This is a genomic window from Streptomyces sp. DT2A-34 (assembly GCF_030499515.1).
Classification (GTDB): Bacteria; Actinomycetota; Actinomycetes; order Streptomycetales; family Streptomycetaceae; genus Streptomyces.
The window spans coordinates 4,773,303-4,795,503 of record NZ_JASTWJ010000001.1 but is presented as its reverse complement, the minus strand read 5'-3'; the positions used below and the strand labels follow the sequence as shown (position 1 = coordinate 4,795,503).

Genomic DNA, 22,201 nt, shown 5'->3' with positions numbered 1-22,201 from the left:
TCATATGTGCTCCTGTGCCACAGAAGACAGTTTCCGGGGTTCACGGCGTCGCTTTCGCAAGGAGCAACGAACCCGATGGCGAAACACGGGCCACGCGCACGAGCCGGGCCACGCGCGCGGGTGAGTATGTCATGACAGCTTGAGAGTAAAAGGCAGACCGGCGGTAAGGTGACGAACGACTCCACCGCCACGGCGCGGACGTCCAAGCGCCTCTACGGCCCGGATCTTCACTGGAGCGAACACTCCACCGGCCCGCTGCTACACACAGGCCCACTGCGTCGCGACCCGTCTCACGCCCGCGTGGTCAGCCCGAACCGGTACCGGAACGGTCGGACCCCGCGTTCGCGGCACGGCGGTACTCGGCGTTGATGCGCTGAGCTTCCTCGAGCTGGTCCTCGAGGATGACGATGCGGCAAGCAGCCTCGATCGGGGTTCCCCTGTCGACGAGCTCGCGGGCGCGAGCGGCGACCCGCAGTTGGTAGCGGGAGTACCGGCGATGTCCGCCCTCCGAGCGCAGCGGAGTGATCAGACGAGCCTCACCGATGGCTCGGAGGAAGGCGGGGGTGGTGCCGAGCATTTCGGCGGCCCGGCCCATGGTGTACGCGGGGTAGTCGTCGTCGTCCAGACGATCGCTGAGCGGATTATCTGCTGCCATGTCACCTCGTTGTGCAACGCGTCGAGGGGCCCCGATGCCGTACGGCACCAGGGCCCCGAAGGGAATTCAACACCATCGGTCGGCCCTCATGCTGTGCCGACCTTCTGTTTCCGCTACCCGGCCCGACAAGGGGAGGGGTGCGGGGATCGCGGCTGCGTGACCGGGGACCACCATCCATTCCGGGGTCTTGCGGTACCCGGACCGAGCGCTTGCCTGGGCCGGGCGATCCTGATGGCGTCTGCTCCTCCGTTTCTTCCTCTGAACCAACCACTTTGGTGAAGGGGTACTGCTCGGTACTGCTTTGGCAGCCCCTCGATCTGCGGGCTGCCCAGTGCGGCTCCCAGCCCCGTCACCGTGCTGCGAAAACCGTGGCTTCGGGACTCCGGAGCCGCACTGACCTGCGAACTTCAGGTACTGCTACCCGCCAGTTCGTCTCTGCCGGGTCTCACTTGACCGTGTCAACGAGAAAAAGCGTAACCACGTCAGGGGCCAATGTCTACTCTGGCAAGAGTAGATTTTGGCGTTCAGGTGACACAGGCATCCTGGGCCTGTGACGGCGGTTGGAAGAAGCCCTCGTGGGCGGGAGGCGGCTGCCGGCTGATCCGCATGTGGGGGTGCGTGTGCCCGCGCTCCTGAAGGACCGCGTCCGTCTCGGCCACTGCGGGCGGTGAGGACGCTGCTTCGCCCTTCTCCGCTGGGTCAGGAGACTTCGCCCGGACAGCGAGGTGGCGAGGGCGGCGATACGGCTGGGCGGCGAGGGCGGCGACACAGTTAGGCGGCCATACGACGGTGAGGGCCTTGCCGACGCGCGTCGGCAAGGCCCTCACCGGGTCTCTGGTGGCGGTTCTCCGCCGGTCCTTCACCTCTCCGCAGAGGCGGTGCCTCCGAGCAGCGCCGACGCGGTCAGGAACGGAGTGGGGGCGCTCACCGGCGCGGTCCCGGGCTGCTCGTGGCAGGTGAAGCCGAGGCGGATCATGGCCCGGACGACCTCGCCGCTGGTGAAGTCGCGGCGGTCCTGTCGGGTGATGATCTGGCCCACCTGCTTGACCGGGTAGCGGCGGCGGCCGACGGTCACGGACTCACCCGTGACGAGCTCGGGCGTGACGCCCTTCATCGAGGCCAGCACCCCGTTCTTGGTCAGCTCGAACGGGTACCGGGCGATGACACAGCGCATGATGCCTCACAGGGGAGAGGGAGGACGGGCTGATCGGCGAGGGGGTCAGCGGGCCAGGGCGATCAGTGCCAGGGGGATCAGTGAGCGAGGGTGAGGGCGCCCGGGGTCCGGAGACGCTCGCCGACGGCGCCGGACCGGGCGCCGGGCGAGGTGAACGGAGCGTCGAGGACGTCCCGTAGCCGGAGCCGGTCCGTGTAGGTGGGGCTGCCGCGGAGGACGGCGAGCCCGGCCAGGGTGATCAGGCCCGTGCTCTGCTCGTCCTCGTCGCACAGGACGAGGTGATCGACACGGGCACCGGCCATGAGGGACAGAGCCACCTCGACCGTCATGTCGTCACAGACCCGAGGTCCGGAGACGTCCCTGTCGTCGGCCACGAACTGGGAGGAGGAATCCACTCGGTGGTGCTGCATCTGAGCCGGCGTCATAGGTGCCTCCTACTGGAAAGCGATGGGCCTGTGCTGGGCCTGTGATGGGCAGGGAGGGGCGGGCTGGTGAACGCCGGCTCTAGGCAGCCGAGCCGAAGCCGGTCCGCCGCGGTGCCCTGCGGCGCGCCGCTTCCCCGACGGGCCGGCCCTGCCCGGCCTGGCCCCGGCGCCCCCGACGGCCCCGGGAGGGGGACGAGGAAGACGCGCCGCGGGGACGTTCCACGGCCGGCGCGGTGATGACGACCGGGACACCGGAAGGGGCCTGGGCCCCTGTGATGCGGCTCAACTCCGCCTCGCCCGACCGCACCTGGGCGATCTGGGGGGTGATGCCCGCCGAAGCCATCAGCCGGCTCACCTCGCGACGCTGGTCACGGGTCACCAGGGTGACGACGCTGCCGGACTCACCGGCGCGGGCCGTACGTCCGCCACGGTGCAGGTAGTCCTTGTGGTCAGTGGGCGGATCGACATTGACGACCAGGTCGAGATTGTCGACGTGGATCCCGCGCGCCGCGACGTTGGTCGCCACCAGCACCGTCACATGCCCGCTCTTGAACTGGGCCAGGGTCCGCGTGCGCTGCGGCTGGGACTTGCCACCGTGCAGGGCCGCGGCGCGGACACCGCTGCTCAGCAGGTGCTTGGTCAGCCGGTCCACGGCGTGCTTGGTGTCGAGGAACATGATCACTCGGCCGTCTCGTGCCGCGATCTCGGTCGTCGTCCGGTGCTTGTCCGTGTCGTGCACATGGAGCACGTGGTGCTCCATCGTGGTGACCGCGCCGGCGGAGGGGTCGACCGAGTGGACGACGGGGTCGTGCAGGTAGTTCCGGACCAGCCGGTCGACGTTGCGGTCCAGGGTGGCCGAGAAGAGCATCCGCTGGCCGTCGGGACGCACCTGGTCGAGCAGGGCGGTGACCTGGGGCATGAAGCCCATGTCGGCCATCTGGTCGGCCTCGTCGAGGACCGTGATGCCGACATCGTCCAGTCGGCAGTCGCCCCGGTCGATGAGGTCCTTGAGCCGCCCGGGCGTCGCGACGACCACCTCGGCCCCGGCGCGCAGCGCACCGGCCTGCCTGCCGATGGACATCCCCCCGACGACGGTGGCCAGTCGCAGGCTCACGGAGCGGGCGTACGGAGTGAGCGCGTCGGTGACCTGCTGGGCGAGCTCGCGGGTGGGGACGAGGACGAGGACGAGCGGCTGCCGCGGCTCGGCACGCCGCCCCGCCGTACGGGCCAGTGCGGCGAGTCCGAAAGCGAGGGTCTTGCCCGAGCCGGTGCGGCCACGGCCGAGTACGTCACGGCCGGCCAGGGAGTTCGGCAGGGTCGCCGCCTGGATCGGGAAGGGCACGGTCACGCCTTCGTGGCCGAGCGTGGCCAACAGCCGTGCGGGCATGGCGAGTTCGGCGAACGACTCGACGGCGGGCAGCGCGGGCGTGATGGTCTTCGGCGGTGCGAACTCGCCCTGTACGGCCGGTCGATTTCCGTAGCTCTTGGAACGGCGCGGAACGCCGGAGCGGTTGGCGGCAGATCCTCCGCCGGAGCGGCCACGGGCGGTGCCGGTGGTACGGGTGGTGCTGGTTGTGCGCGTGCGATTCATGCGGAACCTTCCTTGATGTGGCGCGTATCAAGGAATTCCCGCAGCAGATGAGCGGCGCAGAGAATTGCGAGAACGAGCCAGATGTGATGTGTGATGCGCCCTGAAATGCAGCGAGCTGGGGCCCGCACCCCAAGGTGCGGGCCCCAGCTGTGAAGTATGCGCGTCGGCGTCAGTGCCGACGTCAGCGTCAGGCGGGAACGATGTTCTCGGCCGTCGGGCCCTTCTGGCCCTGCGCGATGTCGAACGACACCTTCTGGCCTTCCAGCAGCTCGCGGAAGCCCTGGGCGGCGATGTTCGAGTAGTGGGCGAAGACGTCGGGGCCGCCGCCGTCCTGCTCGATGAAGCCGAAGCCCTTTTCCGCGTTGAACCACTTCACGGTGCCAGTAGCCATGTCATTTCTCCTTCGGAGGCGGATTCAGGAATTCACCCTGTGCGAATTCCGTGTCGCCGTGCTGATTAACCCGTCGGAAATGAACCTTCTGGCAACCACACCTGCAACTGAGATCGACAGTAGCACGGTGCGATCGGCCCTGCACGGCCGATAATTCCGATCCGGTCGACGGCCGAGGAATACTTGCCGTGCCCCGCATCAATTTCTCATTCCGCGGGAACAGATATTGCTCTCCGCGGGCGCGGCCTTCCCGCCGCGCGCTTCCGTCCACAGCCCTGTGACCTCCGTCTATGGGAGATGGGCCGCTGCCACAGTCGTCGGCGGATGACACAGCGGCGACGCCCTGAAACCGCACTACCGCGATGAAGGTCACATCCTTCGCGAAGGGCGCGCCGGGGCTCAGCGCACCGGGAAGCCGAAGGAGTAGCCCTGCTCCTTCAGCCGGGGGAGGACCCGGCGCAGGGCCTCGACGGTCTGGGAGCGGTCGCCTCCCGCATCGTGGAAGAGGAGCGTCGGCCCGTTGGGCAGTTCCCGCTCGACGGTGGCGACGATGGCGTCCGTGCCCGGCTGCTCGAAGTCCTTGGTGTCCACGTTCCAGCCCAGCGGGCGCATGCCCCGGGAGGCGGCGAGCTTGCGGCTGTAGGGGGTGAAGGCTCCGCCGGGCGCCCGGTAGTACATCGGCCGTACGCCCCCGGACGCCTCGGTGATCATGCGTTCGGCGTCGAGTATCTGCTGCGACTGGTAGGCCTGGGACTTCTTGTCCATGGTGGTGTCGTGCGACACGGAGTGGTCGCACAGCCGGTGCCCGGCCGCGACCACCTTCTTCACGAGGTCCGGGTGGGCCTGGGCCTGCGTCCCCACGATGCAGAACGTGGCCTTCACCCCGTACTCCCGCAGCACGTCGAGGACTTGAGGGGTCCACACGGGGTCGGGACCGTCATCGATGGTGATGTTGACGCCGCGCGCCCCCTTGTCCGAGGCGTGCACGATGGTCACCGCGACCGGCTTGACGTCACTGCCCGGCTTGGCCGACGCGGTCGCCTTCGGTGCCGAGCCGCCCACGGCACCGGCCTGCGCGGTCCACACCGCGGCACCGGCGGCCAGCACCGTCACCCCGAGCGCCGCCCCGACCACCTTGCCGTACCAGCCCCGCCCACCGCCGTGCCGTGCCATGTCCGCCCCGCTCTCCCGCAGTTCCTCGCCGAATCCCCGGTCACCTCGCGACCACCTGGCAGGACGAGGGGCGGCGGCCACGGGATGCGTCCGTTACCGATCACGGACAATTCCGGGGGAGTTCACGGACAACAAGGCGATCAGCGTCCGGAACCGGGCCGGTCCCTCAGCTGAGCGGAGTGCCATTCACGTCGATGAGACCGGCGAGGCGAGCCGGAGCGCGCTCGCGCCGGGGCCGTCCCGGACGGTTCCTGGACGGTTCCTGGACGGTTCCTACGGCGTTGGCCGCTCGGGCGCCGGTTACGCCCTCCTCGGCTTGGGAAGCGACGCTGCCTACGCGGCTGCGCGGGAGCTGACCTGCGTCTCGGCCGGTGACCGGGCCGGTGACCGGGCCTTGGCCGAACCGCCGATCTCGATCGTCGTCGTCCCTGCCCGAGCGCTCCTCCCCGCAGCCGGTGGGCCCGCGCCGCCCGCCACCCGGGGACCCTGCTCGGCGCCCCCGTGCCCGGGACCCGCCTCCTCGCCCCGTCCTTCACCACCGACCACCGCGTCGACCCCGTCCGCGCCTCGACCCCGTCCGCGCCTCAACGGCGTCGCACTCGTCTACTTCGCCGCATACTTCGCCATCGTCGACGCCGTCCTCGCGTACTGGCGCCACCTCGGCCGCACCGACGCGGCTTTCCTACGACGTCGCGTAACCGACCAACGGCTCCGCCGCTTCGGCAACGTCGACACCAGCCCGCCCTCCCGCCCGCGGGCCACCACCGCCCTGCGGCATCAGCCGGACGGTTCCGGCCTGGGTTGCCACAGGTGAAGTGAGCCACCCGCGGCTCGTTCGGGCGGGACGCGACATGCTACGAGCGAAGAGAGACGTAACCCTTGATGCCGGCCTGTCTCGCCTTCGCGATGCGGTCCGCCGGGGCGTTTGCTCGCTGTTCGGACGTCAGTGGCCAGTCGTGAGGCTGCATGAACAGCAGTTCGCCGGTGATCGGGACGAGGGCGGCGCCTCCGAAGAGATCGTCGCCGGCGAACCAGACGCCTGCGGAGCCGCTCGCCGGCCACCCCTTGCCCGACAGGTTTGTGCCCGCCATCGTGGGAGAGCCCGAGCCTTCCCTTCCGATCCTGACGGTGAAGCAGTTGTTCCTCTCCACGCTTGTCTGCTGGACCGGGCCGCGGAAAACAACCGGGTAGGTACGGAAGAGTCGGGAGCACCTCCGGGTCCAGGAAAGGGAACTCGCGAGGCGGATCATCGAGATGAGGAGGCCGAGGAACCCCACTATCGCGATGGGGAGCAGATAGTCGGTGCGTGTCACGAAGATCTGCAACCACATGGGCCCGAGGATTGCCGCCCGTTTCGCGAAACGCTTCAGTGCCATGGTGCGGTGATGCTTCAAAGCGCCCTGGAAGTCGGTTCCGTCGGTCGCGTAGGGTGCGCGAGTCTCCTCCTGCACGGCGATCCTTCCCGCCTTTTCCGTGATCACCCGAAGTCGGACTGCATGGCTTGCGCCGCGGAACCGGGAACCACCGGCCCGGGCCCTTGCTCCGCTTCCGCCGTCGGATTCGTGAACGTCAGCGTCCGGGCAGTGCCGAGCAGCACCGAGCGGTAGTCGTCGGCGAGTTCGACCGCCGAGGTCACCAGTTGCACGGTGATGATCGACGACGTACGGGGCTCCGGCACCGCCACTGTTCCCTGCCAGACCGAACCCTCCAAGGGCCCCTCCTGACCTTCGGGAGGGACGCCGGGCGCCACCGTCTTACGCACCTGCTCCATCAGGAACCCGATACCCACGGGCAGTTCGATGGGCTGCATGCCGTTGTTCGTGTTCCCACCCGCATTGCCGCCCACCATGCCGGCGAGGACGCGCATGGGGCTCGCACCACCGGACGGGAAGGCTGAAATAGTCAGGACCGACAGCGAAGCCTCTCCGTCGCCGTCGGGGTGCATGCCGAGCGCGCAGACAGCCACCGGCTGCTTCTGCAGGAGCATCGCGGTCATGGCGTACAGGCGGAATGCCTGGTCGGCCCGGTCGCGGGCTTCCTCGGGAAGTCCGTTGATCTGTCGGGCCAGTTCCGCGACTCCCTCCTCCGTCGGGTTGAAATCCAATTCCAGATACCCGTGGGGGAGCCCGTACCAGAAATTCGGCTTCGGCGTGGTGTCCGTTGCCGCCGTGACGCCGAGTTGATTGTTCACAGCCGGATACTCCCCGCCAGTTCAACGATGTCCGTGCCGAAGGTCCCGAGCGTGCCCGCCGCGCCGGACAGGGCCACGCCCGCCTTGGTGGCCTCAGTGGAGTCATGACCGATGCCGTCTTCCGGCAGCAGTCCGGCTGTCTCCGCCGAGGAGACCACGTTCGCGGTCGCGTTGACACCGTTGAGGGCCCAGTCGCGCAGCTTGCTGGGGGCGGTGGCGACATCCACGGCCCTGTCCCAGTTGACGGCCTTCACTTCGCTGGCGAAGGAAGTGACCTTCGAACCCAGCGACATGGCTTCACCGCCCTCCCTGGCAACCGCTGCCGCCAGGCCCACCTCGCTTCCCGCCCGGGCCAGGATGCCGACTCCAGGTACGACGCCCAAGGTGTCGCCGACGACGGAACCCCATGCGGTCAGACCCGCTTTCCATCCGTGCTCACCCATGAGCGAGTCCCTGAAGTCCTCGCTCGCGAGATTCTTGCTCAGCGCAGCCGCGCTGGCCACGATGGCGATGGCGGCGAAGGCGGGAGCGAGGGGGGTCGGGAAGAGCGCGAGGAGGCCGGCGATGGCGCCGATGGTTCCGGCGTGGTCCAGCAGGAACTGTCCCACCGCCTTGAGGCCCTCCCCGATGGCCTCAAGGGTCTTGCCGAACCACCCCGGCTCCTTGGGCGCCAGCTTGTCGTCCGCCTCGTCGAGCTTCTTGGCGACGGCTTCGGCCTTTTCCTTGTTCTCGCCTTCCAAGGTGCGGGCCTTGGTGAGGACGTCCTCGTACGCCTGGTTGGCGTTGTTGAGCTGGGTGGTCGCCTCGTTCAGCGAGCGCTCGGCCGCGCGCAGGCGCGCTGTCGCGGCGTCGGCCTCCTGCTGACTGGGGTATTCCCTCCCGGCCAGTTGGAGGTCGGGGTGCTTGGCGGCCTCGTCATGGTGCTGCTTCGCCTTCTCGGCGGCGGACTTCTTCTCGCCGGCTTCCTCGTCGTACTTCTTCGCGAGGTCGCGGTGAGAGGAGAGGTCGCCGTTCCAGCCGTCCAGCGACGCCGCTGCCTTGTCGAGCGAACGCGCCGCGTTCTTCATGTACTTCGGCAGTTCGCCGTCGAGCGCGTCCCGGAAGGCGTCCGCCGCGTCACCCTCCCAGTGCGCGCTTTCCCCGAGCAGCCTCTCGATCTGGCGGTGGGAGCTGTCCAGCGCGTTCGCCGCGGCCTTCACCTTCTGCTGCAGCGCGGCAACCTCAGCGGGGATGCCGGGGACGGGATTCCAGCCGAGATTCGGATACGGGTTCGTAGCCATCAGTTCTTCCCCCCGCCACCCGAAGTAGCCGAATCCGCCATCTGCTTCAGGGTTTTTTCGAGATTCTCCTCGAACTCCTCATAGCTCAGCTTGTTGGCCTTCACGCCCTTGCTGATGGCACCGATCATCTCGCTCAACTGCTCGGACCCGTACTTCCATCGCTCCTGGAACGTGTCACAGGCCTCGTCCAGTCGCGCAGTGCCAATCTCGGCGCTGCGGACATGTGAAAGCGCCTTACGAGCCTCGTCGAGGTCCTTTGTCGCCTGCTGAAGCGACTTGACGAATCGGTCCAACTGGTCGATGTCGACTTTGAAGTGGTCCCCCACCTAGCACCCCCATAGTGGCGGAAGAAGGGAATTTGGGACAATACGGGCAGACGGGCTTCCCTTGTGCTGCCCGGCTGGATGGCAGCTTATATATCAGTAGAGTGGTGCGTCGATCGCGATCTCGTGAGCTTTCGAATCCACATACGAGGAGAACTTGTGAAAGAGAGCGGTGCGGGTCTTCCCTTCGACAAGCCCGGCACGCAGGCCGATCGGGGCCAAGCCGATGCGCACGCCCCTCTGCATAAATGTGCTTTCGACCACCCTGAAACTCGGGCGGCATGGGAGAAGGCTCGAAGTAAAGCGAAGAGAGGGCGCTGGATCTGGCACTCCTTGTATGCCCTCTCCTGGGTGGCGTACTTCGTGCTCTTTGGGAATCTCTCCAGCGAAAACGCCAAGGAGCGGGCTGCTGGAGGCATTGTCCTGGTGTCATTTGGCTATCTGACTCTTCTCTACCTGCGCCGCGATGTAATGGGGTCCCTGAAGCGCATCCGGCGTGTGCTCGAGCAGCATCCGTGGCAGCCCATCCCCGCGGCGCACAGGCCCGACGGTGTCAAGGACGTCATGGGTGTGCCCGTCCAACTGCGGTACCGCGAAGGCGAAGAGCTGACCGGTCTCGATGTCCGCCCGGAATCCGCTTCGCCGGCGTCACTGGCCCGAGGAACTAGAGCACGGTGCCTGGTACGCCGGTGAGGTCTGGCAGGCAGGAGGCGCCAGGACGCGTGGATTCGGTGTCCTCGCCGTCCCCGGGGGTGGCGGCGAGCTCATGGAGGTGTCGCGAGAGACGGCGGTGCGGCGGTAAGCGGTAAGCGGTACTGAGGAGCGCGGCACCGCCGGTGACCATGGGCGTCCGCTCCTACGGTGACGACGCTCGGCTCACTTGCCTGGCCTCGGGCCTGCCCGTACCGCCCCCGAAGTTCCGGTCGCGGTGAGGCCGTGCCGGAGATCACGGAGGACCACGTGGGCGCAGCCCAGTCCTTCGCGTCCGCTACGACGACACGGACGCGATTGGCATCGTCGGCGGCAACCCCGCCCGTCTCATCCGCTGCCGCTACAGCGACCGCCTCCTGGCCATGGCCTGGTGGGCCTGGCCGCTCCAGCACATCACCGAACACCTCCGCACGATCATGTCCGGCAGCATCGACGACCTGGAGAACGCGGCGCCCGACCCCTCGTAGAGGCACCTCAGGAGCCGGCCACCGCCTGGCAGCGCAACGGGCCGTTGAACGAACCCGGCACAGGGACGACGGGCCGGCGGGGGCCGATCTGCGCCAAGCGACAATCCTCGCGGCTCACCGGCTCTCCCCCCAACCGCTCCACCGCTCCACTTCCTTCGGGAGACGCCGCGCGCAGTGCACGCAAGGCTGTTCTCGGGGGCGTGCGGTGCTGCACGGTCAGCTGCCCGGAGGGACCATGTTCTGAGGGACGTCGCGGCCGACTCGCCGAGCGGGTGGATCGGCGGGTGAGAGAGGACGTACCGATGCCTGAGCTGCCGGACGTCGAGGGATTCCGGAAGGTGCTCAAGTCCTGCGCGAAGGGCAGGATCATCCAACGCGTCGACGTACGCGACACCGGCGTACTGCACGGCGTGAGCACGAGACAGCTGCGTGACGCGGTGGAGGGCCGGCGTTTCACCGAGCCGGAGCGGCACGGGAAGTGGCTGCTCGCCCGCACCGGCGGCCCCACCCTCATGCTGCACTTCGGCATGACCGGCGAACTGCTCTGCGGTCACCCCGACGACACGGTCGAGGCGCACGACCGCGTCCTGTTCACCGTGGCCCGTGACCGTCAGCTCCGCTACCGCGACCAGCGCAAGCTGCAGGGCCTCTGGCTGGCCTACGACGAGTCGGAGGTCGCACGGCGCCTGGAGCGCCAGGGGCCCGACGCGATGGCGGTGAGCCGCAAGGAGTTCGAGGACGCGCTCGCTGCACGTCGCGGCAGCGTCAAAACGGCCCTCACCGACCAGTCCGTCCTCGCCGGACTCGGCAACCTACTGGCCGACGAGATCCTGTGGCGGGCGAGACTGCGCCCCACGAGCCGGGCGAACGACCTCACCGAGGCCGACTGCCGTCGCCTGTACACGCACATGCGCCGTACCCTGCGCTCCGCGGTCACCGCCGGCTGGCGTCCCGCCGCGCGACTCCTGGCTCACCGGCCACCGCGACGACCCCGCTCCGGCCTGCCCCCGCTGTGGCAACTCCCTACGCCGGTCCCGTATGGCAGGCCGCGGCACGGTGTGGTGTCCGCAATGCCAGTAGCCCGGACCCACGCAGCTCCGGGCAGCACCCGCATCGCCGCCTACCCGCCGGGGCCGTCGGCGCCGCATTGGACCAGTGCCCTTCGACGTGGCCACCCGGCACACCCAGCACAGCCGCGACGCCCAGACGACTGCCCGGCGCGAGGGTCTGATCGACGTCGGACCCGACCGCGCATGGATCCGTTCCGTGAGTTGTTCATCGGACACAACCCGGCAACTGATCAAAGGTTGGTCGATTTGACCTTCCCCTTCGAGACGAAGAAGGCTCTGTCGTCGCCGGCATGACGGCAGTGCACACGGCATGGATGCCTTCGGCGGTACCGACCGCTTGGCCGGCTCCGACGGCCTGGCCAGGCTTCGACGAGAGCTCCCGGGTAGCCGGCAGTAGCTGCCCACTGAGCCAGGGTCATAGGGAATGCCGGGGACGGGCCGAGCCTGCGTCCGCGATCGGCGGCGTGGCGCGTGGGCGTCTGAACCGTGTCCCCGTTCCTCATGGGCGTCTCACTTGGGTGGCAGGCTCGCGGCGAATGCGCGTCCCTCGTCGAGCCATGCGCCGAGTGTGTCGTCCTCCGCGACCGCCGCGCCGTCGACGACGACCCAGCCGCGCATCGGCCGGCCGGTCATGTCGAAGACGCGCGTCCCCGGCCGGGCGAGCGCCGCGTCGGCCGCCTCCGGACCGACCCTGACCATGAGGTCGTCGCCGGTGACGCCGACGGCCGTGTTGCCCCGGTACAGGAACGCCACCCCGCCGAACATGTGCTTCTCGCCGACCTCCGGGTCAGCCGCCCAGCGCTCCCGGATCCGGTGCGCGAGCCCTTCGTCGTACGCCATCGCGGTCTCACCCCTGTTCCAGGAGTCTCGCCTCGAGGTCGCGCAGGTCCTTGGCGAGGTCGGCGCGGACCTGGCGGGCCAGCAGCGGTGCCGCCAGCCGGTAGAACCCTCCCTCACCGCCCCGGACGCGGATGCGGGCGAGGGTGCCGTCCTGGTGGGGCTCGAAGGTGTACGTGACGTGCATCGGCATCGGGCCCGCCACGGAGACCATGTCCAGCAGCCTGGGCGGGTCGTACGCGGCCACCCGCAGGACGTAGTCGATGCGCCGGCCCAGGAAATACGCCGTACGGGTCACCTCAGCCCCGGTTCCGAAGCCGCCCCCGTCGGCCTCCGAGGTGAGTTCCGCCGTGCGGATGCCCTGGGTCCAGTCGGCGTCGTGACGCCAGTCCATGGCATACCCGGCCACGCGTTCGGTCGGCAGCGGGATGACGCGCTCGGCCGTCACGTCGATCGTCACATCCCCAAGCATCCGCCTCCCCGGGAGCGGTCACCACCCGATGAGAAGCAGACGGGCATCAGCAGCAGCGCGGACACCGCCTGGGCGGCGAGCCAGGTGCGGGGGCGCGTGCGGAGAGCGCAGGCGGGGAGGAGTCCCGGCGCGAACGGCAGCCGGACGCGTTCCGTCTCCGCCTTGCTCATGCCGGACAGCTCGGCGACCAGCAGGGCGAGAAGGGCGCCGCTGTCGCCAGGCCCCTGACGATCGCCGCGGGCCAGGCCGGTCCACACCCGGTAGCCGTAGGGACGGATGCCGCCCACGCCTGTGCGTCATGACTCCGTAAGGCACCCGTGGGTGCGTCGGACCGGGACAAACCGGGATCCGCGCGAGACGCTGCCCCCATGGCAGCCCCACCTTCCACCGATGCCCGATACCGCTTCGACGACCTTACGGCCCTCTACATCAACTGCACCCTCAAGCCGTCCCCGCAGCTCAGCCACACCCAGGGCCTGATCGACAAGAGCGCGGAGATCATGATGTCGCGCGGGGTCACCACATCCGAGGTCCGCGCCGTCGACCACGACATCGCGCCCGGCGTCTACCCGGACATGACCGAGCACGGCTTCGCGACAGACGAGTGGCCCGACCTGTACGAGCAGGTGATGGCCGCGGACATCCTGGTCATTGCCGGGCCGATCTGGCTCGGCGACAACGGCTCGGTGACGAAGAAGGTGATCGAGCGCCTCTACGCCTGCTCCTCGCTGCTCAACTCCCAGGGCCAGTACGCCTACTACGGCCGCGTCGGCGGCTGTCTGATCACCGGCAACGAGGACGGGGTGAAGCACTGCGCGATGAACGTCCTCTACAGCCTCCAGCACCTCGGCTACACGATCCCGCCCCAAGCGGACGCGGGCTGGATCGGCGCGGCCGGCCCCGGGCCGTCGTACCTGGACCAGGGTTCGGGTGGCCCGGAGAACGACTTCACCAACCGCAACACCTCCTTCATGACCTGGAACCTGATGCACCTCGCCGCCCTGCTGAAGCGGGCCGGCGGCGTCCCCGCATACGGCAACCAGCGCTCGGAGTGGGACGCCGGCTGCCGCCCGGGTGCGGACAACCCCGAGCACCGTTGACCCGGTCCGCGGCGGGACGTAAGGATTTCGTCATCCGCCGGGCAGCCCAGAACGGCCGTTCAGTCCGTTGAATGGGAGCGAGAACGGGTGACTCCCAGGAGGTGGGCGCTATGGGGCGGGGACGACGCGCGATGGTCAGGCCGTGGATGGTCGGCGTGCTGGTGGTGGTGCTCGCCGGGGTCGGCTTCGGGCTGTACTGGTTCCAGCCGTGGAAGCTGTGGCAGGACGAGACGGTCCAGGAGGCGCTGCCCGTGACCGTGGACGTCTCGAAGACGCCCGCCGAGGCGCCGCCGTCCGGGGAAACCTCCGCGGCGCCTGCCCCGGCCGGACCGGTGACGCTGGCGAGCGGCGAGCTGATCAGTCACGAGCACACGACGTCCGGCACGGTGAGGCTCGTACGGCTGGCCGACGGCTCCCACGTCGTCCGGCTGGAGAACCTCGACACCAGCAACGGCCCCGACCTGCGCGTCTGGCTGACCGACGCACCGGTCAAGGAAGGCCGGGCCGGCTGGGGCGTGTTCGACGACGGCGCCTACGTCAGCCTCGGCAAGCTCAAGGGCAACAAAGGCAGCCAGAACTACACCGTGCCCGAGGACATCGACCCGGCCCGGTACAGCAGCGTCAGCATCTGGTGCGACCGCTTCGACGTCTCCTTCGGCGCGGCGGAACTCGCCCGCGGCTGACGCGGAGGCGTGAGTCCCTGTGCGGGCCGTCAGGACAGTACGTCGGGACGCACTACGAGAACCCCACGAGGACAGACGGTCGCCGTCGACTTCCGGCTGCTGGACGGCATCTGGATCCCAAGTACGGCACGGTCTGCCGAGTCAACGGCGAAGGCGTGCTCGGCGGCGTCAAGAGGTCGCCGGTTCCGTAGCGGCCGATCTCCGGCGCTGACCTGCGAGGATGCCCGCTTCTTACGGAGGCCGTGTGTCGGTGGATCTCCTCCCTGGCACACACCCCTCTACGACGCGCTCAGCAGCTGGTTCGTCGTGATGCCCTCGGTGTACCTGGCCGAGCACGCTCACCGGGCCGGCGCCCGCGTGCGGCAGTACACCTTCGACTACGCAGGAGCCGGTCCCAACGGGGCCTGACACGGTACCGACGTCCCGTTCACCTTCGGCAACTTCGGCCCTGGGAAGCTGCCCGGCCGCGGTCGGCTCAGCTCGTCTTCCGCTCCTGCGGCCCCTCCGTGCCGTACACCTTTGCCGAGGCGTCCACATGGGCCAGCCTCCGCAGCGCGTTGAACACCGCCTCACCCAGTACGGTCCCGACCACCACGGCCTCCACCATGTCCTCGACCGCCACCCGCCGGTCCACGTAACGGAGGTCGGCGCGGGCGACCTGCTCGGCTGCGTCGGCGTAGTCGTCGAGCACTTCGACGAACGCCCCGTGGCCCAACCGGCCCATGGCGGCAAGGACCTTGGACAGGTCGGTGGCGGCGGGGTTCGACTCGTGCGTCCGCCAGCCGCGCCGGGAGATGAGGTCGGCGACGACGGCCCGGGCGGCCGTCGACTCGGCGTCGTCATGCTCGATGTCCCCGCTGCCGAGGCGGTCCGCGGCAGCGCCGAGCACTTTGTGCAGAGGACGCTCCGGGTCGTCGAGGGCCGCCAGTACGTCCGCGATCTCGGCGACCTTCATGCCGCCCACATCGAGCAGGGCTCGGATCAGCTGCAGCCGGCGCTCGTGCGCCTCGCCGTAGGTCGCCTGGTTCGGGCTGGTCAGCTCGCCCGGAGGCAGCAGGCCCTCACGGACGTAGTACTTGATCGTCGGCACCGGCACCCCGGTCTTGCGGCTCAACTCCCCAATACGCACTGCCGGTTCACTCCTTGACCTTCGCCCTGAGGCTCGGCCGGCCCTTGCCGACCCGTCTCCCATCATAGATAGTTGGGATATCGGATAGCGGATAGTGCCGCTATCCGCTTCTAGGGGGTAGCCATGTCTTCTTCACGTCCGCCTTCCCGGCCTGCGCCGTTGTGGTCGCCGTCGGCGCCATGGCGGTCATGGCATCGGCCGCTGGTGCTGTTCGCGGCGGCGATGGCGCTGATGGCGGTCATGTCCGCGGTGGGACTCGCCGTCGACGACCGCGTCCTGGCGGGTGCGCCGATCTGGTTCAAGCCGTTCAAGTTCTCGGTCTCGTTCGTGGCGTACTGCCTCTCCCTGGCCTGGATGCTGTCGCTCCTCCCCAGCGGACGACGCGCGGGCTGGTGGGCGGGGACGGTCGTCGCGCTGGCGAGCCTCGTCGAGATGGTGATCATCGCCGGGCAGGCGGCGCGCGGGAAGCGCAGCCACTTCAACCACGAAACACCCTTCGACGAGGCGCTGTTCAATGCGATGGCCGTCACGGTCGTGATCCTGTGGCTCGGCACACTCGCCGTCGCCGTGCTGCTGCTCCGCGCCCGAATCGCCGACCGTGCGTCCGCCTGGGCGATGCGCTCCGGCATCGTCCTGGCGCTGGCGGGGGCCGGTGTCGGCTTCCTGATGACCCAACCCGCGCCGGGGCAGCGGCGTGGTGTCTCCAAGGTGGTCGGTGCGCACAGCGTGGGCGTGCCGGACGGCGGTCCGTCGATGGCGCTGACCGGCTGGTCGACGACCGGAGGCGATCTGCGGATCCCGCACTTCGTCGGCATGCACGCGCTGCAACTCCTGCCACTGCTGGTCATGGTGCTGACCGCCCTCGGGCCACGCTTCGCTCGACTTACCGACGACCGGGTACGGCTGCGCCTGGTGCTGCTCGCCTCGGGAACGTACGCCGCCGCCTTCGCGCTGGTTCTCTGGCAGGCGTTGCGGGGCCAGCCGCTGATCCACCCGGACGGCGCGACGCTGGGGGTGGCCGGACTGATCCTGGCGGCCGGTGCTCTCGGGACGTACGCATCCCTGAGGGCTCCGACTCCCTCTCCACTCAAGGCAAATGGCGCGGAAGACGCCCCCACCCCGAAGGATCTCGTGGCATGACCGGATTCCTCTTCGAGCTCTCCTTCTGGCTCGCCGCACCCGTATGGCTGCTCATGATCTTCGCGCCGGGGTGGGGGCCGACCGCCCGCATCGCCGTGTCACCGTGGACCGTGGTGCCCGTACTGCTCGTCTATCTCGCCCTGGCGGTCCCGGTATTCCCCGAGCTCTGGGCCGCGGTCCGCAGCCCGGATCTGGACACCTTCCGCGATCTGACGGCCCTCGCGGACGGAGCGGGGGCCATCTGGGCACAGGTCATCGCCTGGGATCTGCTGATCGGCCAGTGGATGTACCGGGAGGCCAGGCGACTGGGGATCTCCGCCCTGCTGATGGGGCCGCTGCTGGTCCTCACGATCTTGCTGTCACCGTTCGGCCTACTGGTGTTCCTGGGGCTGCGCGCGGCAAGGTCATGGCGTGCGCCCCGCGAAGACCTCGCGGCTACCGTGACCGACGGCGCCACGTAATCGGCGCTCGGGATCCGTGGGTGCCAATCGGCGCTCGGGAGGCGTGGGTTCCGACCGCAACAAGTCGCAGCGTTGTGGTGCGGATCTGGAGCGCGCGCCACCTGCCGGTCTGGACGGCGACTTTCCCCATCCAAGGTGACCTGATGGCGATCGGCACGGAGGGCGAGGCCACCCTGTGGGACCTCTCCCGGGCCGGTCGCCCCCGGCAGCTGAGCGTCGTCAAGACGAAGGGGGAGAGCACCCCAGACGTCCTGTTCGCGCATTCGCCCCCGACGGCAGGACTCTCCTGGCGACGGACTACGGCGAGGAGGGAGGTCTCCTCTTCGATGTGTCCGACCCCGGACGGCCCCGCTTCCCGAGCCGGCTCCCGAACGGCAGTGACTCGGGGCCCTACTCGTTCAGCGAGGACGGCAGACTGCCGACCGGCAGCGGCTCCGGCACCCAGGTGCTCGTCTGGGACGTGTGGGATCCGCTGCTCCGCACCTCGTCACGCCGCTCACACTGGACGCAGCGGCGTCGGCGCTCGGGGTTTCCTCCGACGGCGCCAACCTGACCACGTACAACTACCCGGGCGCCGTCATCCGCTGGAACATCGCGCGACTCAGTGCGACGCTCCGCGATCCCGTCGCCCGTGCATGCCGTCTCGCCGCGGCGAACCCCACCGCCGCGGAATGGGCGGAGATCGCCCCGGGCGTGCCCTTCCAGCGTGTCTGCCCCGACCTCGCCGCCGCGCCCTCCCCGCCCCCGCCGGACGGGTTCCCCAGCTCCCCCTCTTCTCGACGCCGGTCCCTGCCGGAAACTGATCCAAAGGCTTGCAGTGAGCCTCGGCCGGCGCATGTGGCCGGCCTCCCCAGACAAGGACCGCGAGCGCGCGATGACGTTGCCGACGCAACGGCACCGCTGAGGCGCGGGTACGCCATGGCATGGCGGAGGGCTGCCGTCACAGCCACCGGAACGTCCGCGCGGCCCGTGTCACGACCGCCGCGTAACCGACGCCGACCGCGAGGGAGGCGAACAGGGCGGTGAGCGGGAAGTCCTCCTGGAGGTACGGATAGACCTGGTAGTGCGTCAGGTATATGTACAGGGAACCGCTCGCCAGGACGCCCGCGAGCGCGCTGATCGGGCCGATGCTGGGCAGGGTCGGCACCCAGATCAGCAGGCCCAACCCGGCGATGACGAGGGCCGTGCGCAGGGGCTGGTCCTGGAACAGGCCGGGCACGGTGAGCAGCAGCACGGCCGTGAGCAGGGCCCGTTGCCGCACGGTGCCCGCCCGCGCGGCGGCCCACCCCAGCGCGAACAGCCAGAACACCACTGAGGGGCTCAGCTGGGGACGTTCGGATGCCAGACCCGGCAGGGCGTAGCGGCCGACCAGGCCGACGGCCATGAGCGCCAGCGGCACCCCGAACACATACCGCCGCTCCAGCCGGTCCAGCAGCGGTACGGCCATGAGGGCGGCGAGGACGACGAGGTAGTAGACCAGGGCCTCCACGAACCAGTAGGCCCAGTCGAAGCGGTCGTTGCCCTGGGAGAGCAGGCTGTTGAGCAGCAGGGCGTTGGCGGGGTCGTAGAAGTCGGTCAGGACCACTGCTCCGGTGATCCACACCATGCTCGGTATCGCGATGCGGGCGATGCTGCGCCACAGGCGCCGTACGCGCTCGCGGCGTGCGGCGTCGGTCAGTTGGAAGCGGGCGAAGTTGTAGCCCGCGACGCCGATGAGGATGTGGGCGAAGCCCTTGATGCTGAAGATCTGGACGTGTGAGCCGACGATGAGGACGATCCCGACCGCGCGCAGGGCGATGCCGGTCTCCAGAGTGCGGCGGGTCCTCCAGGACTGTGGAGTCGTCCAGGAGCGCAGCGCTGTGCGCACTCCCGGTGTCGGCCGGGCCCGCCGCGGCTGCGGCCCGCCCTGCCCGTGCGGCCCTTCCGCCACGGGTGCGGCCGGCGTGCGCAGTTCGCGGATCGTCCTCGTGTGCCAGTCGGTGGGCAGGTGGCCCAGCGCCTCCTCCAGGCGCAGGGACATCTCGACGTAGCAGAGGGAGTCGCCGCCCAGGCTGACGAAGCTGCTGTCCTCGGTGACGTCGGTGTGGCCGAGGATCTCCGTGTAGAGGAGGAGGAGATCCTCACCGGTGCCGGGCGCCTCCTCCTGTTCCGGGCGCGTCAGCCGTCGTACGGCCTCGTAGTCGGGCTTTCCCGAGGTCAGGCGGGGGAGTTCGGCGAGCACCCGGACCCGTATCGCGCGGGCCGGGAGCCCGCACTGCTCCGCGACCAGCCGCCGGATCCGCGCCTCGTCATCGGCGCCTTCGGGGCCGGCGCCTTCGGGGCCGGCGCCTTCGAGTGCGGCCACCGCCAGCGCCTCGCCGTCCCCCGCGCAGTACGCGGTGACCCCATGAGCAGCCAGCAAGCTCTCCACCTGCTGTGGATCGATCCGCAGTCCGAGGATCTTCGCGAAGCGGCTGCGGCGGCCCACGATCTCGTACAGCCCGTCGGACGCGCGCCGGGCGAGGTCGCCGGTGTGCAGTTCCTCCACCGTCCGGCCCAGGGTGAGGTCGGTCGGGCTCTCGGCGTAACCGAGCATCACGTTCGGGCCCGAGTAGACCAGTTCGCCCACGTCCGGGCCATGGCCGTCGACCGGTTTCAGCCGGAAGGAGCCGCCGGGTATCGGCACACCGACGGCCTCGGGCCGCTCGGCGGCGAGGTGCGGAGGGAGGTAGGCCATGCGGGCCGTGGCCTCGGTCTGGCCGTACATCACGAAGAACTGCCACCCGGAGCGGCGCCCCAACTCGGCGTAGCGCGCCGCCCGTTCCGGTGCCAGCCGACCCCCGGCCTGGGTGACGCGGCGCAGGTGCGGCAGCTCCATCCGCTCGAAGCCGATCCGGTCGAGCAGGTCGAACGTGTACGGCACCCCGGCGAGCGAGGTGCCGCGCGTGGCGCGGAACTCCTCCCAGAAGGCGGCGTCGGACACCGACCGCTCGGTGAGGATCAGGCCGGCGCCGCGCAGCAGGTGGCTGTGGATGACGGAGAGGCCGTAGCAGTAGTGCATGGGCAGCGTGGTGGCCGCGCGGTCGGTGTCGTCGATGCCGAGATACAGGGCGATGGACTCGGCGTTCGCCTGAAGGTTCTCGTGGGAGAGCCGCACCAGCTTGGGCGAGCCGGTCGAGCCGGATGTGCTCAGCAGCAGGGCGAGGTCCGGGTGGAGGGTGTGGGCGCTGCCGGGGTGACGTTCGTCGAGGCTCCAGGTTCCGTCGGTGTGCGGGCGGGCCACGACGTCGGGGGCGTACGCCTCGGTCAGTGAGCGGATGGTGTTCTCGCTGTCGCCGGGGACGAGCAGGACGGGGTGCCCGGCGGAGAGGGCGGCCAGGTGCGTGACGAGCGCGTCGGCGCGGTTGGCGCCGGCCAGCAGCACCAGCCGCCGTGTCGGCCCGAGGCGCGCGGCGGTGGCGGTCACCCGTTCGGCCAGTTCGCGATACGACAGGTCTCCGTCCGGCGTGATGAGCGCGACGCGGTCCCCGTACGCCGCGAGTCCGCGCGTGAACGGCACGGTTTTCGGCCACGGCCTCGGGGGCGAGTTCGGGACGGCGGGTGCCGGGACGGATCCGGAGAGGTGGATCACGGGGCGCGCCCTTTCCGCGGCAACGTCCGCTGCTAGCACAGAACCCTTGACGGTTAGGTGAGCTTTACCTTATTCATAGCATGGTCATAATCAAGCCACAGGAAAGTCACAGATCGCATCGCCCCTCGCTCCGCACCGACATGCCCGGCTGCGTGAAGGCGAGCCCCGTAGGAAGGCACACACCATGCGACGCCCCTCGGTTCGCCGGATCACTGCGCTGGTTGCGGCCGGCCTGTTGCTCCCCGCCCTCGCGGCGTGCGGCTCCGACGACAAGGACAGCGGGGGCGAGGGCGGCGACTCCGCCCTCGTCATCTACTCCGGCCGCAACGAGAAGCTGGTCAAGCCGCTGCTGGACAAGCTGGAGCAGGCCGTGGGCGCCAAGGTCGAGGTGCGCTACGGCGACAGTGCGGAACTGGCCGCGCAGATCCTGGAGGAGGGCGACCGCACGAAGGCTGGGCTGTTCTTCTCGCAGGACGCGGGCGCGCTGGGTGCCCTGTCCAAGGAAGGCATGCTGCAGAAGCTGCCTTCGGCCACCCTCGACGAGGTCGACGAGGCGTACCGCGGCTCCGGCGGCGACTGGGTCGGTCTCTCGGGGCGCGTCCGCGTGATCGCCTACAACCCGGACAAGGTCGCCGAGGGCAAGGTCCCGGACAGCGTCTTCGACGTCGTCGAGCCGGAGTGGAAGGGCAAGGTCGGCTTCGCGCCCACCAACGCCTCCTTCCAGGCGTTCGTCACCGGCATGCGCGTGCTGAAGGGCGACGACGTCACCCGCAAGTGGCTTCAGGACCTGAAGGCGAACGGCGCCAAGACCTACGCCCACAACCTCGCCACCCTGGACGCCGTCGAGGCCGGGGAGGTCTCCCTCGGCCTGGTCAACCACTACTACTGGTACGAGCGCGTCGCCGAGAAGGGCGAGGACAAGATCGACTCCGAGCTGCACTTCCTGCCCGGCAAGGACCCCGGCGCGCTGATCAACGTCGCCGGCGCCGGCATCCTCAAGGACAGCGGGCAGAGCGCGACCGCCCAGAAGGCCGTGGACTATCTGCTGTCGAAGGAGGCACAGACCTACTTCGCGGACACCACGAAGGAGTACCCGCTGGCCGCGGGCGTCACCAGCACCGTCGAGGGCCTGCCGGCGTTCGACTCGCTCGAATCGCCCGACATCGACCTCGGCGAGCTGGAGTCCCTCCGGGAGACGCTGGCCATGCTCCAGGACGTCGGACTGGTCTGACCCGTCGTGCCCACATCGCCGTCCGCCTCGCGCCCGACCGGAGCCCCGGCACCGGCCGGGGACGAGCACGTGCGCGAGGCAACCGGG

At 69.4% G+C, this 22,201-nt stretch carries 21 protein-coding genes and 3 pseudogenes; 9 read left to right on the top strand and 15 right to left on the bottom strand.

Features of this window, described 5'->3' with window-relative positions; translation table 11 throughout:
* Positions 1-304: 304 nt before the first annotated feature.
* From QQM39_RS21140 to QQM39_RS21115, 6 genes are all read right to left on the bottom strand, one after another.
* Positions 305-655 (bottom strand): helix-turn-helix domain-containing protein, encoded by a 351-nt coding sequence (locus QQM39_RS21140; RefSeq protein WP_301998790.1) that lies wholly within the window; start codon positions 653-655, stop codon positions 305-307.
* An 859-nt stretch (positions 656-1,514) separates the two neighbouring features.
* Positions 1,515-1,829 carry an SCO5918 family protein gene (locus QQM39_RS21135; protein ID WP_301998789.1) on the bottom strand — a complete coding sequence of 105 codons (315 nt, stop codon included), beginning with the start codon at positions 1,827-1,829 and terminating at the stop codon, positions 1,515-1,517.
* Positions 1,830-1,906: 77 nt separating this feature from the next.
* Positions 1,907-2,254: a CBS domain-containing protein gene (locus tag QQM39_RS21130; protein ID WP_301998787.1), complete on the bottom strand. Its 348-nt coding sequence runs from the start codon at positions 2,252-2,254 to the stop codon at positions 1,907-1,909.
* Between the two features lie 79 nt (positions 2,255-2,333).
* Positions 2,334-3,845: a DEAD/DEAH box helicase gene (locus tag QQM39_RS21125; RefSeq protein WP_301998786.1), complete on the bottom strand. Its 1,512-nt coding sequence runs from the start codon at positions 3,843-3,845 to the stop codon at positions 2,334-2,336.
* A gap of 187 nt (positions 3,846-4,032) precedes the next feature.
* On the bottom strand, positions 4,033-4,236 hold the full coding sequence (locus QQM39_RS21120) for a cold-shock protein (protein ID WP_030342329.1): 204 nt from the start codon (positions 4,234-4,236) through the stop codon (positions 4,033-4,035).
* A 399-nt stretch (positions 4,237-4,635) separates the two neighbouring features.
* A complete protein-coding gene (locus QQM39_RS21115; protein ID WP_302003665.1) occupies positions 4,636-5,409 on the bottom strand; it encodes a polysaccharide deacetylase family protein in 774 nt (257 codons plus the stop codon).
* A 316-nt stretch (positions 5,410-5,725) separates the two neighbouring features.
* Here QQM39_RS21115 and QQM39_RS21110 point away from each other — a divergent pair, with 316 nt between their 5' ends.
* Positions 5,726-6,223, top strand: coding sequence for a hypothetical protein (locus tag QQM39_RS21110; RefSeq protein WP_301998782.1), 498 nt, complete (start codon positions 5,726-5,728; stop codon positions 6,221-6,223).
* A gap of 40 nt (positions 6,224-6,263) precedes the next feature.
* On the opposite strand, the gene QQM39_RS21105 is transcribed toward QQM39_RS21110, so the two are convergent.
* Genes QQM39_RS21105 through QQM39_RS21090 form a run of 4 tightly spaced genes read right to left on the bottom strand, consistent with a single transcriptional unit; the run spans position 6,264 to position 9,206 of the window.
* On the bottom strand, positions 6,264-6,890 hold the full coding sequence (locus QQM39_RS21105) for a hypothetical protein (RefSeq protein ID WP_301998780.1): 627 nt from the start codon (positions 6,888-6,890) through the stop codon (positions 6,264-6,266).
* Positions 6,887-7,600 (bottom strand): hypothetical protein, encoded by a 714-nt coding sequence (locus QQM39_RS21100; RefSeq protein ID WP_301998778.1) that lies wholly within the window; start codon positions 7,598-7,600, stop codon positions 6,887-6,889. Before QQM39_RS21100 ends, QQM39_RS21105 begins: the two co-directional genes overlap by 4 nt.
* Positions 7,597-8,880 (bottom strand): putative T7SS-secreted protein, encoded by a 1,284-nt coding sequence (locus QQM39_RS21095; protein WP_301998776.1) that lies wholly within the window; start codon positions 8,878-8,880, stop codon positions 7,597-7,599. Before QQM39_RS21095 ends, QQM39_RS21100 begins: the two co-directional genes overlap by 4 nt.
* The gene (locus QQM39_RS21090) at positions 8,880-9,206 is read right to left on the bottom strand and encodes a hypothetical protein (RefSeq protein WP_301998774.1); all 327 of its coding nucleotides are present in this window, start codon (positions 9,204-9,206) and stop codon (positions 8,880-8,882) included. Before QQM39_RS21090 ends, QQM39_RS21095 begins: the two co-directional genes overlap by 1 nt.
* A gap of 156 nt (positions 9,207-9,362) precedes the next feature.
* Between QQM39_RS21090 and QQM39_RS21085 the strand changes: the two genes are divergently transcribed.
* The 3 genes and pseudogenes from QQM39_RS21085 (at position 9,363) to QQM39_RS21075 (ending at position 11,461) form a co-directional block, all read left to right on the top strand.
* The gene (locus QQM39_RS21085) at positions 9,363-9,896 is read left to right on the top strand and encodes a hypothetical protein (RefSeq protein WP_301998772.1); all 534 of its coding nucleotides are present in this window, start codon (positions 9,363-9,365) and stop codon (positions 9,894-9,896) included.
* A 317-nt stretch (positions 9,897-10,213) separates the two neighbouring features.
* A pseudogene (locus tag QQM39_RS21080) lies at positions 10,214-10,381 on the top strand (antibiotic acetyltransferase); the annotation flags it as partial.
* Between the two features lie 302 nt (positions 10,382-10,683).
* Positions 10,684-11,461 (top strand): annotated as a pseudogene (locus QQM39_RS21075) (Fpg/Nei family DNA glycosylase).
* A 500-nt stretch (positions 11,462-11,961) separates the two neighbouring features.
* On the opposite strand, the gene QQM39_RS21065 reads toward QQM39_RS21075, so the two are convergent.
* The 3 genes and pseudogenes from QQM39_RS21065 to QQM39_RS21055 form a co-directional block, all read right to left on the bottom strand.
* A complete protein-coding gene (locus tag QQM39_RS21065) occupies positions 11,962-12,291 on the bottom strand; it encodes a TfoX/Sxy family protein (protein ID WP_301998770.1) in 330 nt (109 codons plus the stop codon).
* Between the two features lie 7 nt (positions 12,292-12,298).
* On the bottom strand, positions 12,299-12,748 hold the full coding sequence (locus QQM39_RS21060) for an SRPBCC family protein (RefSeq protein WP_301998768.1): 450 nt from the start codon (positions 12,746-12,748) through the stop codon (positions 12,299-12,301).
* Positions 12,749-12,778: 30 nt separating this feature from the next.
* Positions 12,779-12,969, bottom strand: a pseudogene (locus tag QQM39_RS21055) (hypothetical protein); the annotation flags it as partial.
* A gap of 159 nt (positions 12,970-13,128) precedes the next feature.
* Here QQM39_RS21055 and QQM39_RS21050 point away from each other — a divergent pair.
* Together QQM39_RS21050 and QQM39_RS21045 are read left to right on the top strand one after the other, a co-directional pair.
* Positions 13,129-13,860: a flavodoxin family protein gene (locus QQM39_RS21050; RefSeq protein ID WP_301998766.1), complete on the top strand. Its 732-nt coding sequence runs from the start codon at positions 13,129-13,131 to the stop codon at positions 13,858-13,860.
* 110 nt (positions 13,861-13,970) lie between these two features.
* The gene (locus QQM39_RS21045) at positions 13,971-14,543 is read left to right on the top strand and encodes a DM13 domain-containing protein (protein WP_301998764.1); all 573 of its coding nucleotides are present in this window, start codon (positions 13,971-13,973) and stop codon (positions 14,541-14,543) included.
* Positions 14,544-15,018: 475 nt separating this feature from the next.
* On the opposite strand, the gene QQM39_RS21040 is transcribed toward QQM39_RS21045, so the two are convergent.
* On the bottom strand, positions 15,019-15,672 hold the full coding sequence (locus QQM39_RS21040; protein ID WP_301998762.1) for a MerR family transcriptional regulator: 654 nt from the start codon (positions 15,670-15,672) through the stop codon (positions 15,019-15,021).
* A gap of 222 nt (positions 15,673-15,894) precedes the next feature.
* On the opposite strand from QQM39_RS21040, the gene QQM39_RS21035 reads away from it, so the two are divergent.
* A complete protein-coding gene (locus QQM39_RS21035) occupies positions 15,895-16,812 on the top strand; it encodes a hypothetical protein (RefSeq protein WP_302003661.1) in 918 nt (305 codons plus the stop codon).
* On the top strand, positions 16,809-17,273 hold the full coding sequence (locus QQM39_RS21030) for an ABA4-like family protein (protein ID WP_301998760.1): 465 nt from the start codon (positions 16,809-16,811) through the stop codon (positions 17,271-17,273). The genes QQM39_RS21035 and QQM39_RS21030 overlap by 4 nt, the downstream gene beginning before the upstream one ends.
* 940 nt (positions 17,274-18,213) lie before the next feature.
* On the opposite strand, the gene QQM39_RS21025 is transcribed toward QQM39_RS21030, so the two are convergent.
* Positions 18,214-20,811, bottom strand: a complete 2,598-nt coding sequence (locus tag QQM39_RS21025) for an AMP-binding protein (RefSeq protein WP_301998758.1) — start codon at positions 20,809-20,811, stop codon at positions 18,214-18,216.
* A gap of 256 nt (positions 20,812-21,067) precedes the next feature.
* Between QQM39_RS21025 and QQM39_RS21020 the strand changes: the two genes are divergently transcribed.
* A complete protein-coding gene (locus QQM39_RS21020; RefSeq protein ID WP_301998757.1) occupies positions 21,068-22,114 on the top strand; it encodes an iron ABC transporter substrate-binding protein in 1,047 nt (348 codons plus the stop codon).
* Positions 22,115-22,201: the final 87 nt, after the last annotated feature.

Coding starts and splice junctions, on each gene's coding strand:
- QQM39_RS21140 (WP_301998790.1), bottom strand. CDS start 655: ATGGCAGCAGATAATCCGCTCAGCGATCGTCTGGACGACGACGACTAC.
- QQM39_RS21135 (WP_301998789.1), bottom strand. CDS start 1,829: ATGCGCTGTGTCATCGCCCGGTACCCGTTCGAGCTGACCAAGAACGGG.
- QQM39_RS21130 (WP_301998787.1), bottom strand. CDS start 2,254: ATGACGCCGGCTCAGATGCAGCACCACCGAGTGGATTCCTCCTCCCAG.
- QQM39_RS21125 (WP_301998786.1), bottom strand. CDS start 3,845: ATGAATCGCACGCGCACAACCAGCACCACCCGTACCACCGGCACCGCC.
- QQM39_RS21120 (WP_030342329.1), bottom strand. CDS start 4,236: ATGGCTACTGGCACCGTGAAGTGGTTCAACGCGGAAAAGGGCTTCGGC.
- QQM39_RS21115 (WP_302003665.1), bottom strand. CDS start 5,409: ATGGCACGGCACGGCGGTGGGCGGGGCTGGTACGGCAAGGTGGTCGGG.
- QQM39_RS21095 (WP_301998776.1), bottom strand. CDS start 8,880: ATGGCTACGAACCCGTATCCGAATCTCGGCTGGAATCCCGTCCCCGGC.
- QQM39_RS21065 (WP_301998770.1), bottom strand. CDS start 12,291: ATGGCGTACGACGAAGGGCTCGCGCACCGGATCCGGGAGCGCTGGGCG.
- QQM39_RS21050 (WP_301998766.1), top strand. CDS start 13,129: ATGGCAGCCCCACCTTCCACCGATGCCCGATACCGCTTCGACGACCTT.
- QQM39_RS21045 (WP_301998764.1), top strand. CDS start 13,971: ATGGGGCGGGGACGACGCGCGATGGTCAGGCCGTGGATGGTCGGCGTG.
- QQM39_RS21035 (WP_302003661.1), top strand. CDS start 15,895: ATGGCGCTGATGGCGGTCATGTCCGCGGTGGGACTCGCCGTCGACGAC.
- QQM39_RS21030 (WP_301998760.1), top strand. CDS start 16,809: ATGACCGGATTCCTCTTCGAGCTCTCCTTCTGGCTCGCCGCACCCGTA.
- QQM39_RS21020 (WP_301998757.1), top strand. CDS start 21,068: ATGCGACGCCCCTCGGTTCGCCGGATCACTGCGCTGGTTGCGGCCGGC.